The following is a 13,025-nucleotide window of genomic DNA, read 5'->3' on the forward strand; positions in this document are numbered from 1 at the left end:
TTGAACCTTTTTACCCGTTGGTGAAATGCTGGCGCATAAGAAATTCAAGCTGGTCAAAACGTCCCTCCAGTTGACTAAACCGCTGGTCAATATGAACTCTTAGCTCCTGTTGTCCCTGTTCCAGTTTTTCCAGCCGATACTCTGTTCTTCCCTGATACTCCCTCTGCTCCTTGAGAATAAGACTGATGACATCCTCCACACCATGCAAAAGTCTGTCGTACTCTTCCTGGTGCCTGGCATAAAAATCAGCCAGCTTTTTAAAATCCATACCAGTAGCACCGCCTGTTGTTCTTTTCTGCAGGGGAATGAGTATAGCTCCCGGTTGACCTGCCTATGATGAAACCTGTACAAAAGCGCGCTTTTGAAAATATTTTATAAAACTGGCTTTAAAGCTTGGAGTGTTTGTATGTCTCAAGTAGATCTGCTTGAGCTGTTTGGTTACGTGGCTTCGGTTATCGTAGCAATCAGTTTGACAATGAGTTCCATCGTAAAACTGCGTTGGTGGAACCTTTTGGGTGCAACCTGTTTTGGTACTTACGGTTTGTTGATCGGTGCGCTGCCTGTTGCTCTGTTGAACTACTTTATTGCTCTGGCCAATATCTACTATCTGTACAAGATGTACACCGAGAAGGCTCACTTCCAGGTTCTTCCGATTTCTACAAGTGATGTTTATCTGAAAGAGTTTGTCCGCCTGCATGAAGGCGAAATCAAGGAATTTTTCCCTCCTTTCGGTCTGCGTGACAATCGTGATTACATCTCCATGATGATTCACCGTGATCTGGCTGTGGCGGGTATGTTTATTGGCCACAAGATTGATGGCACGACGCTGGAAATGGATCTGGACTTTGTTCTGGCGCCGTATCGCGATATGAAGCCTGGGCAGTTTATTTTTAAAGAGAGTACAGATATCTTTAAAAAGCACGGTATCAAAAAGGTTGTCTCTGCCCCTGGTAGTGAAGGCCATACAACATATTTGACTAAGATCGGTTTTGCCATGAAGGGCGACCGTTTGGAGTTGGATCTGGCTTAAATGACCAAACCCTGGAAATAAAAAAGCGCAGAACCTTTCAGGTCTGCGCTTTTTTATTCTTTGCAGTCTAATTACTAAACGTAATTGAATAAGGATAGCTTGATAGTGCTGGAATAGCTTTTTTGAGCTGCAGTCAGCATCGTCTGCTGGACGCTTAGGCGCGTCGTCGCTTCAGCAAAATCCAGGTCTTCCAGAGAGCTTTGCATGGATTTGTTGGCGAGCTGCTTATCTGCATTTGTTGTTTCTGCAGCTTTTAATGTATTCACTTCAGCACCAATGGTGGTGATGGACTCGTTGACACTCTTCTGGGCTTTATCAATATCTTTAATGACTTTGTCAACAGCTGCCGCATTATCGGTTGATGGGTTCTTCAAAGCTGCGATAAATGTATCCATTTCTTCAAGAAATTCTGCGCTGCTCCCAAAGAGCTGCTCAGAGGTAACTCCAAGGCTGGCAGATTGAGAGTCACTGATTTCAATCTTTCTGGTTGAACTGGAGCTGTTATTATCCCAGCCAGAAGCCGCTTTCTTGATGGGGGCGGTATCGCCTTTAGTACCACCAAAAATGTATTCACCACTGGAAGACTTGGTGTTTGTAAGATCTGCAATGGTTTCAACGACCTGCTCAAGTTCTTTGGCGATGGCTTCCAGATCTTCCTGGGATTTACTGCCATTTTTAGCTGAAATCGCCAGATCCCGGGCGCGGTTCATATTATTGTTGATATCTTTCAGTGCCGTTTCCTGATTGGACAGCATGGTGGTCGCTGATTTGATATTGCTTGACCAGACTTCCAGCTGACTCAGGTCGTCATCCAGTCCCATCAACTGGGAGGCTGCGAAAACGTCATCAGAAGGTGCAAGAATGCGCTTATTCGAGCTCAGCTGCATCATTGTTTTGCTGACACCGGTCGATGCAGTTTGAATGTTACCGCTCATTGAATTGTGCAACTGCATAGTGCTGACGCGCATATTTGATTCTCCTTATCTCAACAGGCTCAGACCATGCTCAACACGGTTTTGAACATCTCATTTGCAGATGAAATAACTTTGGCATTGGCAGAGTAAAGCTGCTGGAATACCAGCATGTTAGCGGCTTCTTCGTCGAGGTTGACACCGCTTTTACTCATCACTTTATTCGTGGCTTCCTTGAAAACCGTTTCACTGGCTTTGTGGCTGTTCTGGGCACTGGCGCTCTTGCTGGCCACTTTGCTGACGATGCTGTTCCAGTCTTTATTAATCGATTGATCATTCTGTACATCAATCATCTTCAGCAGGTTGGCATTACTGCCATGCTCGTCAGCCTTATCAGAAAATGCCAGCTCTTCCGGAGCAGTGATCTCCACGGTCATCTTGCCGTTTTCATACTTGAGAAGATCTTTACCGGCATTGCCCTTGGCATCAAAGCCATTCTTATGCTGAGTATTAAGTGAAGTCACCAGCTTTTGGGCCAGATCATCCAGTTCTTTCTGTGCATCAGCCAGAGTGCCATCACGAAAATCAACCAGGCCGCCGATAGCTCCACCGGGCTCATCAATTTTTTTTGTGGCAACCCCTGTGTCGATGGCAACAAATCCACCTTGGATAACCACTTCGCTGGTTTCAACGCGTGTCACCAGAGGCTCGCCAGAGGGCATGGTGATGGTTGCAGTTTTGTCGTCTTCAATCAGAACTGAGACATTGAGGTGCTCAGATAACTGTTGGATAGCCTTGTCGCGCTGGTCCAGCAGATGCCCTGGAACTTCACCGGCAGTATCAGCTTCGGCGATGGCTTTGTTGATGCTTGCTACATCCTCAATCAGACTGTTAGCTTCACCAACCAAAGACCCCATCTGATGCTGGATATCATTTTTTTGCGTATCCAGAGAGTTGGACAGACTGTTAAAACGGCTCGCCATATTGTTGGCACTGGCCAGTACTTCCTGGCGGAAGGCGTTGTCCATGGGGTCAGCACTGGCTTTGTTCAGGTTGCCGAAAAACTCATTGATAACTGGAGAAAGACCTGTTGAGTTGCCTGCAATAGTTGTTTCGAGACGTTTGGCATGACTGGCATCAGTCGTGTTGTAGCCCAGAACAGTGGCCGAGCTCCAGAGTTCCTGTACGGCATAGCTTTCACTGATGCGCTCAATCTGGGAAATATAAACACCGCCGGTTTCCGCAGAAGTAAAGTTGGCAACCTGTCGCGAATAACCAGCTACACCAGCATTGGCAATATTGCTGCTGGTTGTTTTCAGTGCGGTTGATGCGGCGGTCAGGCCGGACACACCGTTATAAATCATGCTCATAGAGGCGGTCTTAGCTCTTGTATAGAGTGCGGTATTAAGTGCTTTCTGCTTAAGTCAGTAGTCGTCTGTTAGCGAACTGACTTAAACAGATACCTTGTTCTGAGGACGTAAAGGTTATTCCTCAACACCTTTTTCTGAAGTCCCTGTAGGTGTGCTTTCGCTGGGCTGGGTCTTACCCTGGATCTGCTCAACCTGAGAAACCAATTGATCAGCGACGCCAAGGGTTCTCTGGCTGGCCATTTCCAAAGCCAGCTGGCTGTCATAGAAGCCCTGGTAGAAGCGGGTCTGGTCGCTGGAGAATGGATTGTCTTCCGCCAGAGTTTCCGTAGCCTGCCGCATGCTTTTCAGCATCTCTTCAACCATCATCGCCTCAAACTGAGTGGCAGCAGCCTGAAGTGCTTCCGGAGAGTTGCTGTTTCCCTTGAAGACTTCCATGGACTTCGGGTCAGCAGCCATCTTTTGCGATGGCTGCTGAAAAGGCTGAGATACTGAATCGGGAAGGTGACCTGAGTTGCCGTTATTTATCTGCATCAGATCACCACCAACTCGGCTTTCAGGGAGCCAGCTTCCTTCAGAGCCTGAAGAACTGCCATTAGATCGGCAGGTGTTGCACCAACACTGTTTACAGCGTTTACAACTTCCTGCAGAGAGTGGCTTTCGGGCATCATAAATAGACGGCTGTTGCCCTGTTCAACTTGAATATCAGACTGGGGAGTTGTGACGGCCTGGCCTCCAGAGGTGAAGGAATTAGGCTGGCTGACATTAGATGATTCCTGAATGGAAACAATCAGATTGCCGTGGCTCACTGCCGCTGTAGTCACACGTACATCCTGGTTCATAACCACAGTACCGGTACGGCTGTTGATAACGACACGTGCTGGTGGGCGTGATGATTCAACATCCAGGTTTTCCAGCATGGCCATAAATGTAACCTTCTGACCACTGTCTGCTGGAGCTGAAACAGTGATAGATGCGCTGTCACGGGCTTTGGCCGCAGATGGCCCCAGCAGTTCATTAATACTGCGAACAATATTGCGGGCTGTGGTAAAGCTTGGGCTGCGCAGGTTGAGAGTAATGAAATCCTGGCTGGCAAAGTTGCTGGGAACTTCGCGTTCAACAGTTGCTCCGGACGGGATGCGACCTACAGTCGGAATATTTACGGTCACTTCAGAACCGCTGTTGCCTTCAACTGAGATGCCGGAAACAACCAGGTTACCCTGGGCCAGAGCGTAAACATTGCCATCGATACCTTTCAGTGGCGCAAGCAGAAGGGTGCCGCCATTCAGGCTTTTGGCATCACCAATGGACGACACGGTAATATCTATCTTCTGCCCGGGGCGTGCAAAAGCGGGCAGAGTGGCAGTGATTGAAACTGCTGCCACGTTCTTGATGTTGGGGTCAGTCCCAGCTGGAAGCTGAATACCCAGCTGGCGCAGCATATTGTTCAGGGACTGACTGGTAAACTTGGTCTGTCGGGTTTTGTCGCCGCTGCCATCAAGACCAACAACAAGACCATAGCCAACCAGCTGGTTGCTGCGAACACCGCTGATATCAACAAGATCCAGCAGGCGTTCAGCTTTTACCTGGGTGCATAACAGAAGAAATAGCAGCGGAAGGATTCTTTTCATAATACTCATAATGCTGCCTTACATTGGGTAAATCGGACTGTTAAAGAAGCGATTCAGCCAGCCTGGGTCGTTGGCATCGTTGAGCGGACCAGCGCCGGAATACATGATGCGGGCATTAGCAAGACGTTTTGAGAGAACAACATTGTTGGGGCTGATATCTTCTGGACGCAGTATGCCCTCAAGGCGGATATATTCATCGCCCTGGTTTAACCGCAGCCATTTCTCTCCCACGATCCGCAGAGAACCATTTGGGTAAACTTCGGCAACTGTGACAGTAATATCACCCTGAAGCTGGTTGTTCTGACTGCTGTTGGCTTTACCTTCGAATGTCCGGTCTGTACCAATAGATGTGGCCCAGTCTTTCAGCGAGCCAAACAGGGTTGGTGCTTTCATTCCAACAGAGCTGTTCTTGTTGAAATCTGTTCCTGAGCTTTTTTTGGAACTGGTGCTCTCATCCAGGCGGACAGTCAGAATATCGCCAACCCGAAAAGCCATTCTGTCTTCAAACAGATTATTGGCATAGGTTGGGTTGTACAGGCTGCCGTTATTGGTTGTCTGTGTCTTGACAAGAGGAGGCTGTATTGGTGCCCAGCGCTTGGTATCTGGCTGTGCATCAGGCTTTGGAAGAAGACTGCAGCCAGACATCAGGCTGGTAGCCAAGGCCAATATTATTGCAGCTTTTATACAGCCTTGAGCTGGAAATGCCCACCTCGAAAAATGAGAGTATCTGGGGCATTTCAAAGGTAAAAAACGTCTTGCTGAAAACATGCTGATGAAACTTCTCAGTTTTTGCTATCGGCCGACTACAGAAGAGTCAGCCAATAGCGAAACGGGTTATTACAGAACCTGGTTGGTGTACTTCAGCATCTGATCAACGGAAGACAGAACCTTGGTGTTCATCTCATAGGCACGCTGGGCTGTCACCATGTTCACCATCTCTTCCACCATATTCACGTTGGAAGCCTCAAGGGCAAACTGGCGAACTGTGCCGAGACCGTCCTGGCCAGGCGTTGCTTCCTGGGCGGCACCACTGGATGCTGTCTCAGCGAACAGGTTTTGGCCCATGGCACTCAGGCCGGCTGGGTTTACGAAGTTTACCAGCGTGATTTGTCCCAGCTCCTGCGGTGCAGCCTGTCCGGCAATCGTGGCTGAGACAGTGCCGTCCTGACCGATGGTGACTTTTGTAGCTTCTGCCGGAACTTCAATACTTGGTTCCAGACGGAAACCATCAGAAGTTACGATTTCACCATTTGAGTTCAGCTGGAACTGACCATTCCGGGTGTAGGCATTGGAGCCATCAGGCATGGCAACCTGGAAAAAACCCTGGCCGATAACGGCAAGGTCATATTGGCCGGTTGTGGTCTTGAAGGCACCTGTCGAGAAGTCTTTGCTGGTACCAACAACACGAACACCGGTACCCAGCTGCAGGCCGGTAGGCGTTTCGTTGTCCTGTGTGTTGTTGCTGCCAGGCTGCTTCTGAATCTGGTAGAACAGATCTTCAAAAACGACATTGTCAGCCTTGAAGCCAACGGTATTAATATTGGCCAGGTTGTTGGAAATTGCGGACAGCTGGGTGTTCTGTGCGCTGATGCCTGTCTGGCTGACCCAGAGTGATGCGTGCATGAATCTTTACCTTTTTAACCTTTTCTGATCAGGCGATCACCGGCTTCGGCCATCTGGCGAGCGGTTTCCATAGTTTTCAGTTGCATTTCAAACTGGCGGCTAAGCGACATAAATGAAGCCATCTCTTCCACGCTGTTTACATTGCTGCCTTCCAGGGTGCCGGAAGCAACAGAGACAGATTCGCTGGGAGGAAGAGGGGCATTATTCTTTGTGCGAAACAGACCGTCGGTTCCTTTTTCAAGGCGGCTTTCGCTGAGAGCCAACTTCAGCTGACCGACAGTTGTGGTCTGGCTTTTGGGGTCACCGGAGCCAAGAATGCTGATAGTGCCATCAGGACCAATCTGAAGCTGCTCATATTCCGGAACACTGAGGGGGGCACCATCCACTCCAAGAACAGGTTGGCCTCTGCCTGTTATTAACAAACCTTCCTGAGTCACGGAGAGTTGACCGGAGCTGGTGTAAGCCTCTTTGCCGCTGCTATCAAGAACGGCCAGCCAGCCACCATCCTGAACAGCAACATCAAGCTCCCGGCCTGTACTCATCATGGTGCCGCTGGAGGTGTCGGACCAGGTTCCCTGGACTTCTGTGAATACACGGGTGGGAAGGCCTTCGCCTTTCACATTCCGGGCCATGATATCGGCAAAGTCTGCCTTATAACCGGTGGTATTTACGTTTGCCAGATTGTTGGAGTGCTGGCGCTGTTGGAATAATGCCCGGGTGGCGCCGCTCATCGCGGTATAGATCGCCTTATCCATAGTCGTCTATCCGTTTATATGGCGTTTATCAGGGTCTGTGTCATCTGGTTACTGGCCGAGATGGTTTTTGCATTGGCCTGATAGCTGCTCTGGGCAACAACCATATCAACCAGCTCAGCAGTGCTGTCGACGTTAGAATTTTCCAGAGACTTGGATTTGATAGATCCGGCGCTGCCTTCCCCAGGAATGTGGGTGATTGGGTCGCCACTTTCAATAGTTGCTTTCCAGCTGGTGTTGCCGGCATCAGCCAGCGCACCCTGGTTAGGGAAGGTTGCAATAGCGACAACACCCTGCAGTTTGGTTTGACCGTTGGAGTAAGTGGCGAAGATCTCACCTTTATCGGAGATAGTGATGCCGGTATAGCTGCCAGGTGCATAACCATCGGCTTTGTTGGTGTTGACGTTGAAGTCGCTGCCATACTGGGTTATACCTGTGAGATCCATTTTCAGGTTTAAGGTGCCTGCTCCTCCGGCTGGAACAGCAACGCTGATAGGGCTGGGGGCGGTTGAAGTGAGCTTACCGTTGGCATCAAATGTCAGAGTGGCGGTGGCAATGTCTGATGCACCGTTGTCGGCACGGTAATGAACTTCCCAGGTGTTGGCTGGTGAATCTTTTTTGATGTAGTAACTGGTAACAGTATGAGCAACGCCCTGGGAGTCATAGGCAATGGTGCTTGTGGTGCTGGTATAGGTGTTTTTATTTGACGGATCTAATGGAGAAACTGTTACAGCTTTCGCACGGGCATCAAGATTTGCCTTGAGTGTAGCGACAGAACTGGCTTTGGCGGCTTTATCACTGGTATCAATGTTCAATTCTTTAAGGCTGCCTGTGATCGGGTTGCCGTTACCGTCAACACCATACCCTTTAACATTCAGCCCCTGAGAGTTAACAACATTGCCATCTTTATCAATCTCAAAGTTACCCGCACGGGTGTACGTTGTATTGCCGCTTGCATCAGAGGTGATAAAGAAACCATTTCCCTGGATAGCCATATCCAAAACACTGGATGTGGAGTTCAGGGCCCCCTGTGCGTAGTCAGTGGATACATCAGAAACATAAACGCCGCCGCCAATACCAGTTGATGAAAAAACATCAGCAAACTGGACGTTTTTCGATTTGAAACCAGTGGTATTCGCGTTAGCAATATTATTACTGATAGCGTCCAGCTTGGAGGAGGCAGCGTTCAGGCCGCTGATACCATTATTGAGTGCGGGCATTTGGTGTTCCTTGCACGAATACTTTTATGAAAATACCTTTGAAATTCTCTCAAGGTGACGGTAAAGGTATTTCCTGTTTATGGCCGTTTTTACACTTGAGCCTGCCACTCTGCCATGGCCAGAGATGCAGGGCTGGGGGGAAGGGCATGATTTGATGTTGTTGTGTTTATGTCTGATTTGACGATGCCTGAGTCTTTTAAGCCTTCATACTTATTAAGCAGCTCGCGGTTGAAAAAGCTGTTAATTTCAGATTTTGATTGGCTCTCAGGCTGAGCGCTACCATTCAGGCGGGTAATGTAAGACAGGGGAACAAGGCCAATATTATCAACTTCAATCAGAACCTCTTTCCCTTCGCCTGGAATAACAACACCAGTTACCTTGGTATCCTGAATGATGGCGGCTTCAGTTTCTTTACCGTCGACCGTAGCTATTGCTTTCAGGGTGTATTTGCCAGCTTCCAGATCTTTGTTAAGGTCAGCAAGATCAAATTCGACCTCTCCTGATTTGGTTTGCTTACCGATAGGAAGGGTGTCAACCACTTCGCCATTCTTATTGAGCACTTCAATCTTTAAGTTGTCTGCCGTTGTTGGCAGCAGGACTTTGCCTTTAACTGTTTCGCCTTTCTCAATATTAATAACGTTGGCAAGCACGGATACATCCTGCCCAACCAAAGTTGATGCATACAGGGATTGGGAAGAGTACATCTGGCTTCCCAGTTCTTTTACTGCATCCTTCATATCTGACATAGACTGAATCATGGTCAGGTCAGACATCTGTGAAGTCATTTGTGCACTGTCCATGGGCTTGGTTGGATCCTGATACTGCAGCTGAGCCATCAGCATCTGCATAAAGGCATCCGAGTTCATGGATGTTACAGAGTTTGTGCTGGAACTCGCTTGCTGAGTATTGGGGGCGTTAACGTTATTAATAGTTGTCATCAGGCAGCCTCTTATTATTTACCAAGTGTCAGCAGGCGTTCCTGCATGGCGTTGGCACTGGCCAGAACTTCAATGTTGGTCTGAAAGCTACGTGAGGCGGACATCATGTCAGCCATCTCTTCTACTTCGTTTACGTTGGGGTAGTAAACGTAACCTTGGTCGTTTGCCATAGGATGGTCAGGTTGGTAGCGGGTTTCCAGTGGCGCGTCGCTTTCCACAATGTCGGTGATCTTTACGCTGTAACCGGCATCCAGGGAAGAAGACGTCATCAGGTCATCCTGAACCTGTTCCATAACAGCTGAGAACACAGGCTTGCGGGCACGGTATGTGGTTTCAGGGCTGGAGCCGGCAGTCTCAGCGTTGGCAAGGTTACTGGCAACGGTATTCAGACGCTGGCTTTGTGCAGTCATGGCTGAGCCAGCAATGTTGTAAATATTATTCAGTGACATGGTTTTGGGTAGAAAGCTCGGATAAGTGATACTGCGTTATTAACCGTTAATGGCCTGTTCCAGACCCCTGAATTTCTGGTTCAGAAAAGTAAAGCTGGCTTCCCATTGAGCACGGTTCTCTGCCCAGGCAGCCTGTTCTTTTGAAAGCTCGACAGTATTACCGTCTGCAGAAGGCTGGGTTTCAGTGCGCTCTACAACTTCGGGTGCAACCGGACTGTTTACCTGCTGGATGTGGAGTTCATTTCCCTTTGCGAGGGATAGCTGCTCACGGGCCTGTTCCAGTGCCTTGCTGAAATCCAGATCTTTCGCGGTATACCCAGGTGTATCAACATTGGCGAGATTACCGGCAATGACTTCTGCACGTTGAGAGCGGAATTCCAGTGCCTGTTGATGGAGCCCCAGATAGTTGTCGAAGCTGATAGCCATGCGCTTCCCGATTCCATTAAATTTTTTTCATCACCATGGGTGCCGAAAAAATGTTTTCGCTCATGGCTGTATACGAGAAGCATTAGAGCAATGTATATGCCAGCTTTTTCAGGCAGCTGTTCAGGTAGCTCTTCAGGAAGACCTAATAGTGACTTGTGCCGTTGTCAGAAGGGGGTTGTGACTGTAGTTTGTTTGGCCTTTACCATGGAAAGACCATTTTCACCGCTTAAATAGGGCAAAAATGGTCTTTCCATGGTAAAGGCTGCTTGATATTCCCTTGCCGAAAACGTTTCTGATGAACTCGTGACAAAGAGGGAAATAAACGACACTTGCGGAATTTTATTTCCGCAGGAATGGACTTGCGGAAGCATATGATGAAACGATTTCTTTCCAGTTGGCTGATTTTTGTACTGTTAGCGGCGGGGGCTGTGTCGGCGGATACTGCTTCGAAGGAAGCCACCGAAAGGATGTCCCGTGATATCACTGGCCGTGTGACCAAGATGCTAAATAATAAAGCGTCCATGCTGGCTGGAAATCTCAAGGGAAGCAGCTGGAAGGTCGAGGTCTCCAAGCTGACAAATCTCAGCCGCCTGGAACCGTGTCAAATGGGTTTTGCGCTTGAGGATACCCGTCAGGGAAAGTCAGGCCGGCAGCGTGTAAAGGTGCGCTGTGAAGGGCCACGTAACTGGTCTGTTTACGTCGCCGGTGATATTCAGATTCTTGCCAAGGTTCTGGTTGCTTCGGAACCACTCTCTTCGGGATCTCGTGTTGGCACGGGCAGCGTTTCGCTTCAAAAGCGTGATATCAGTGATCTGCGTCGGGGATACCTGTCGGATCTGGCGTTTCTCAATGGGAAAGTACTCAAACGACGCATGAAAGCGGGCGATGTGCTGAACCCGGGAATGTTTGAGGTGGCGCAGGCTGTTAACCGGGGTGACAGTGTACAGATTCGAGCAGGCAAAAATGGTCTGATCGTTACCATGCCGGGAAAGGCTCTGGAAGATGGTGCTGCCGGGGAAAATATCCGGGTCAGAAACTTGTCGAGCGGTAAGGAAATTGTCGCGACAGCTCAAGGGAATGGTATAGTAAGTATCGGCTTCTGATTTATGCTCTATTTCTAGCCAGTGAGTTTAATTTTTTCATAAAATTAGCGACTCTTAATATACCCCATGGGAGTTTGGGATTATTCAGGATTAAAGCATGGCTCCAACCCGTATTACTGGTTCCGTTTCCGATTTCACCATTGAGCGTATGCGTCGCTCTGAAACAGGGAAAGTGGCCAACAACAAAATATCAGGTTCCGATAAGGACAAGCTGTCTATCAGCACGGATGCGGCTACGCTGCAGAATGCTGAGGCGCTTGCCAAGTCTGCGCCGGATGTCGATATGGATAAGGTTGGAGAGATCAAACAGGCCATCATTAATGGTGAGCTGAAAATCGATTATGAAAAACTGGCACAAAAGATGCTCGACTTCGAGGCAGAAATTGGAGATATCCTCGGAGATGAGTAATGCCGGCGCGAATAATCGCCTCGATTGCCAGTGATCTTAACGATCTCAACAAACTCAAGCCCCTTCTTGAACAACAGACAGACAGTCTGCGCAGCCGGAATATGGATGCCATTCCTGTTCTGGCTCAGTCCATCTCAAACCTTGTACAGAAGCTGGATCGCAATAACCTGAAGCGTGGTGAAGTCCTTGTGTCTTTAGGCTTCACTGCTGACAGAGAAGGAATGCACGGTTTTCTTGAGCAACATCCGGAAGTTAATGAAGACTGGGTCCGGATGGCACGACTTGCCAAGGAGTGCCAGAGTACAAACGCTGTTAATGGCCAGCTGCTGCAGATGCAGCAGGAACTCACTGAAACCATGCTCAAACGTCTGAACCGGGACGTTGATAATGTTGGTTATGCCAAAGATGGCACTGATGGCCGTCTGGGTGAGTCAACATCTCTGGGTTATGCCTGACATAAGCACTGGTATCAGTTATAACATGGGCAGCTGTTTCACCTACGGGATCTTATGCCATGGATATCAACCTGACCCTCAACGAAGCCCGGGTTATTGGCTGCCTTCTGGAAAAAGAGAGTACCACTCCAGATCAGTACCCTCTGAGTCTTAATGCACTGGTGAATGCCTGTAATCAGAAGAGTAACCGGGCTCCGGTACTCTCTCTGACGAATGCTGAAATCATGCAGGCATTAAACAGCCTGATGGAGCAACGGATGGTCAGTGAAGACAGTGGTGCCAGGGTCAGCCGTTATCGCCACAGGTTCTGCAATACCCAGTTCAGTACCCTCCAGTTTTCCGAACAGGAAAGAGCCATTGTCTGTGTCATGCTTCTTCGTGGACCTCAGACTCCTGGAGAGTTGCGCAGCCGAACTGGACGTATGGCTGAGTTCAAGGATGTAAAGGAAACAGAAGCCGTACTTATGGGGATGGCTGATAAGGAGTTGGTTGTTCAACTGCCGCGTGAAGCTGGAAAGCGTGAATCACGGTTTGCCCACCTCTTTTCAGGTGATGTGGAAGTTCCAACAACGGCAGATCTGGTTGCTGATGATAAAGCCCGTATTCGGGAACTGGAGCATGAGATTACTGTGTTGAAAGCAGAAGTTGCCCGTCTTCAGGCAGAGCTGGAGGCACGCTCCTGAAGAGCACTACTCCGGAAAGAGGCTTGTT

17 protein-coding genes are annotated in these 13,025 nt (G+C 48.9%); 5 read left to right on the forward strand and 12 right to left on the reverse strand.

Features of this window, described 5'->3' with window-relative positions:
- Positions 1-10 precede the first annotated feature (10 nt).
- Entirely contained in the window at positions 11-268 is a 258-nt protein-coding gene (locus tag M3P05_RS09130; protein ID WP_249699245.1) for a hypothetical protein, read from the reverse strand.
- 138 nt (positions 269-406) lie between these two features.
- On the opposite strand from M3P05_RS09130, the gene M3P05_RS09135 reads away from it, so the two are divergent.
- A complete protein-coding gene (locus M3P05_RS09135; protein WP_249699246.1) occupies positions 407-1,030 on the forward strand; it encodes a hypothetical protein in 624 nt (207 codons plus the stop codon).
- Positions 1,031-1,104: 74 nt separating this feature from the next.
- Here the strand turns inward: M3P05_RS09135 and flgL are convergent, their stop codons facing one another.
- The 11 genes from flgL to flgB form a co-directional block, all read right to left on the reverse strand.
- Positions 1,105-1,998 carry a flagellar hook-associated protein FlgL gene (gene flgL / locus M3P05_RS09140; protein WP_249699247.1) on the reverse strand — a complete coding sequence of 298 codons (894 nt, stop codon included), beginning with the start codon at positions 1,996-1,998 and terminating at the stop codon, positions 1,105-1,107.
- A gap of 26 nt (positions 1,999-2,024) precedes the next feature.
- Positions 2,025-3,311, reverse strand: coding sequence for a flagellar hook-associated protein FlgK (gene flgK / locus M3P05_RS09145; protein ID WP_249699248.1), 1,287 nt, complete (start codon positions 3,309-3,311; stop codon positions 2,025-2,027).
- 114 nt (positions 3,312-3,425) lie between these two features.
- The gene (locus M3P05_RS09150; protein ID WP_249699249.1) at positions 3,426-3,842 is read right to left on the reverse strand and encodes a rod-binding protein; all 417 of its coding nucleotides are present in this window, start codon (positions 3,840-3,842) and stop codon (positions 3,426-3,428) included.
- A complete protein-coding gene (locus tag M3P05_RS09155; RefSeq protein ID WP_249699251.1) occupies positions 3,842-4,939 on the reverse strand; it encodes a flagellar basal body P-ring protein FlgI in 1,098 nt (365 codons plus the stop codon). The genes M3P05_RS09150 and M3P05_RS09155 overlap by 1 nt, the downstream gene beginning before the upstream one ends.
- An 18-nt stretch (positions 4,940-4,957) precedes the next feature.
- Positions 4,958-5,707, reverse strand: coding sequence for a flagellar basal body L-ring protein FlgH (gene flgH / locus M3P05_RS09160; RefSeq protein WP_283777741.1), 750 nt, complete (start codon positions 5,705-5,707; stop codon positions 4,958-4,960).
- 69 nt (positions 5,708-5,776) lie between these two features.
- Positions 5,777-6,562: a flagellar basal-body rod protein FlgG gene (gene flgG / locus M3P05_RS09165; protein ID WP_249699254.1), complete on the reverse strand. Its 786-nt coding sequence runs from the start codon at positions 6,560-6,562 to the stop codon at positions 5,777-5,779.
- A gap of 14 nt (positions 6,563-6,576) precedes the next feature.
- The gene (locus tag M3P05_RS09170; protein WP_249699255.1) at positions 6,577-7,317 is read right to left on the reverse strand and encodes a flagellar basal body rod protein FlgF; all 741 of its coding nucleotides are present in this window, start codon (positions 7,315-7,317) and stop codon (positions 6,577-6,579) included.
- A 14-nt stretch (positions 7,318-7,331) separates the two neighbouring features.
- The gene (flgE, locus tag M3P05_RS09175) at positions 7,332-8,534 is read right to left on the reverse strand and encodes a flagellar hook protein FlgE (RefSeq protein ID WP_249699256.1); all 1,203 of its coding nucleotides are present in this window, start codon (positions 8,532-8,534) and stop codon (positions 7,332-7,334) included.
- A gap of 89 nt (positions 8,535-8,623) precedes the next feature.
- The gene (locus M3P05_RS09180; protein ID WP_249699257.1) at positions 8,624-9,472 is read right to left on the reverse strand and encodes a flagellar hook assembly protein FlgD; all 849 of its coding nucleotides are present in this window, start codon (positions 9,470-9,472) and stop codon (positions 8,624-8,626) included.
- Between the two features lie 14 nt (positions 9,473-9,486).
- A complete protein-coding gene (flgC, locus tag M3P05_RS09185) occupies positions 9,487-9,921 on the reverse strand; it encodes a flagellar basal body rod protein FlgC (protein ID WP_249699258.1) in 435 nt (144 codons plus the stop codon).
- A 39-nt stretch (positions 9,922-9,960) separates the two neighbouring features.
- Positions 9,961-10,347: a flagellar basal body rod protein FlgB gene (gene flgB, locus M3P05_RS09190; protein WP_249699259.1), complete on the reverse strand. Its 387-nt coding sequence runs from the start codon at positions 10,345-10,347 to the stop codon at positions 9,961-9,963.
- A gap of 374 nt (positions 10,348-10,721) precedes the next feature.
- Between flgB and flgA the strand changes: the two genes are divergently transcribed.
- The 4 genes from flgA (at position 10,722) to M3P05_RS09210 (ending at position 12,997) form a co-directional block, all read left to right on the forward strand.
- On the forward strand, positions 10,722-11,450 hold the full coding sequence (gene flgA / locus M3P05_RS09195; protein ID WP_249699260.1) for a flagellar basal body P-ring formation chaperone FlgA: 729 nt from the start codon (positions 10,722-10,724) through the stop codon (positions 11,448-11,450).
- Positions 11,451-11,547: 97 nt separating this feature from the next.
- The gene (flgM, locus tag M3P05_RS09200) at positions 11,548-11,859 is read left to right on the forward strand and encodes a flagellar biosynthesis anti-sigma factor FlgM (protein ID WP_249699261.1); all 312 of its coding nucleotides are present in this window, start codon (positions 11,548-11,550) and stop codon (positions 11,857-11,859) included.
- Positions 11,859-12,314 (forward strand): flagella synthesis protein FlgN, encoded by a 456-nt coding sequence (locus M3P05_RS09205; RefSeq protein ID WP_249699263.1) that lies wholly within the window; start codon positions 11,859-11,861, stop codon positions 12,312-12,314. The genes flgM and M3P05_RS09205 overlap by 1 nt, the downstream gene beginning before the upstream one ends.
- A gap of 59 nt (positions 12,315-12,373) precedes the next feature.
- Positions 12,374-12,997, forward strand: a complete 624-nt coding sequence (locus M3P05_RS09210) for a YceH family protein (protein WP_249699265.1) — start codon at positions 12,374-12,376, stop codon at positions 12,995-12,997.
- Positions 12,998-13,025 lie beyond the last annotated feature (28 nt).

The organism is Parendozoicomonas callyspongiae (assembly GCF_023502345.1).
In the GTDB taxonomy this organism is placed as follows: Bacteria; Pseudomonadota; Gammaproteobacteria; order Pseudomonadales; family Endozoicomonadaceae; genus Sansalvadorimonas; species Sansalvadorimonas callyspongiae.

Coding starts and splice junctions, on each gene's coding strand:
- flgH (WP_283777741.1), bottom strand. CDS start 5,707: ATGTTTTCAGCAAGACGTTTTTTACCTTTGAAATGCCCCAGATACTCT.
- flgA (WP_249699260.1), top strand. CDS start 10,722: ATGAAACGATTTCTTTCCAGTTGGCTGATTTTTGTACTGTTAGCGGCG.
- flgG (WP_249699254.1), bottom strand. CDS start 6,562: ATGCACGCATCACTCTGGGTCAGCCAGACAGGCATCAGCGCACAGAAC.
- M3P05_RS09205 (WP_249699263.1), top strand. CDS start 11,859: ATGCCGGCGCGAATAATCGCCTCGATTGCCAGTGATCTTAACGATCTC.
- M3P05_RS09130 (WP_249699245.1), bottom strand. CDS start 268: ATGGATTTTAAAAAGCTGGCTGATTTTTATGCCAGGCACCAGGAAGAG.
- M3P05_RS09135 (WP_249699246.1), top strand. CDS start 407: ATGTCTCAAGTAGATCTGCTTGAGCTGTTTGGTTACGTGGCTTCGGTT.
- flgC (WP_249699258.1), bottom strand. CDS start 9,921: ATGTCACTGAATAATATTTACAACATTGCTGGCTCAGCCATGACTGCA.
- flgM (WP_249699261.1), top strand. CDS start 11,548: ATGGCTCCAACCCGTATTACTGGTTCCGTTTCCGATTTCACCATTGAG.
- M3P05_RS09170 (WP_249699255.1), bottom strand. CDS start 7,317: ATGGATAAGGCGATCTATACCGCGATGAGCGGCGCCACCCGGGCATTA.
- flgB (WP_249699259.1), bottom strand. CDS start 10,347: ATGGCTATCAGCTTCGACAACTATCTGGGGCTCCATCAACAGGCACTG.
- flgL (WP_249699247.1), bottom strand. CDS start 1,998: ATGCGCGTCAGCACTATGCAGTTGCACAATTCAATGAGCGGTAACATT.
- flgE (WP_249699256.1), bottom strand. CDS start 8,534: ATGCCCGCACTCAATAATGGTATCAGCGGCCTGAACGCTGCCTCCTCC.
- M3P05_RS09150 (WP_249699249.1), bottom strand. CDS start 3,842: ATGCAGATAAATAACGGCAACTCAGGTCACCTTCCCGATTCAGTATCT.
- M3P05_RS09180 (WP_249699257.1), bottom strand. CDS start 9,472: ATGACAACTATTAATAACGTTAACGCCCCCAATACTCAGCAAGCGAGT.
- M3P05_RS09155 (WP_249699251.1), bottom strand. CDS start 4,939: ATGAAAAGAATCCTTCCGCTGCTATTTCTTCTGTTATGCACCCAGGTA.
- flgK (WP_249699248.1), bottom strand. CDS start 3,311: ATGAGCATGATTTATAACGGTGTGTCCGGCCTGACCGCCGCATCAACC.
- M3P05_RS09210 (WP_249699265.1), top strand. CDS start 12,374: ATGGATATCAACCTGACCCTCAACGAAGCCCGGGTTATTGGCTGCCTT.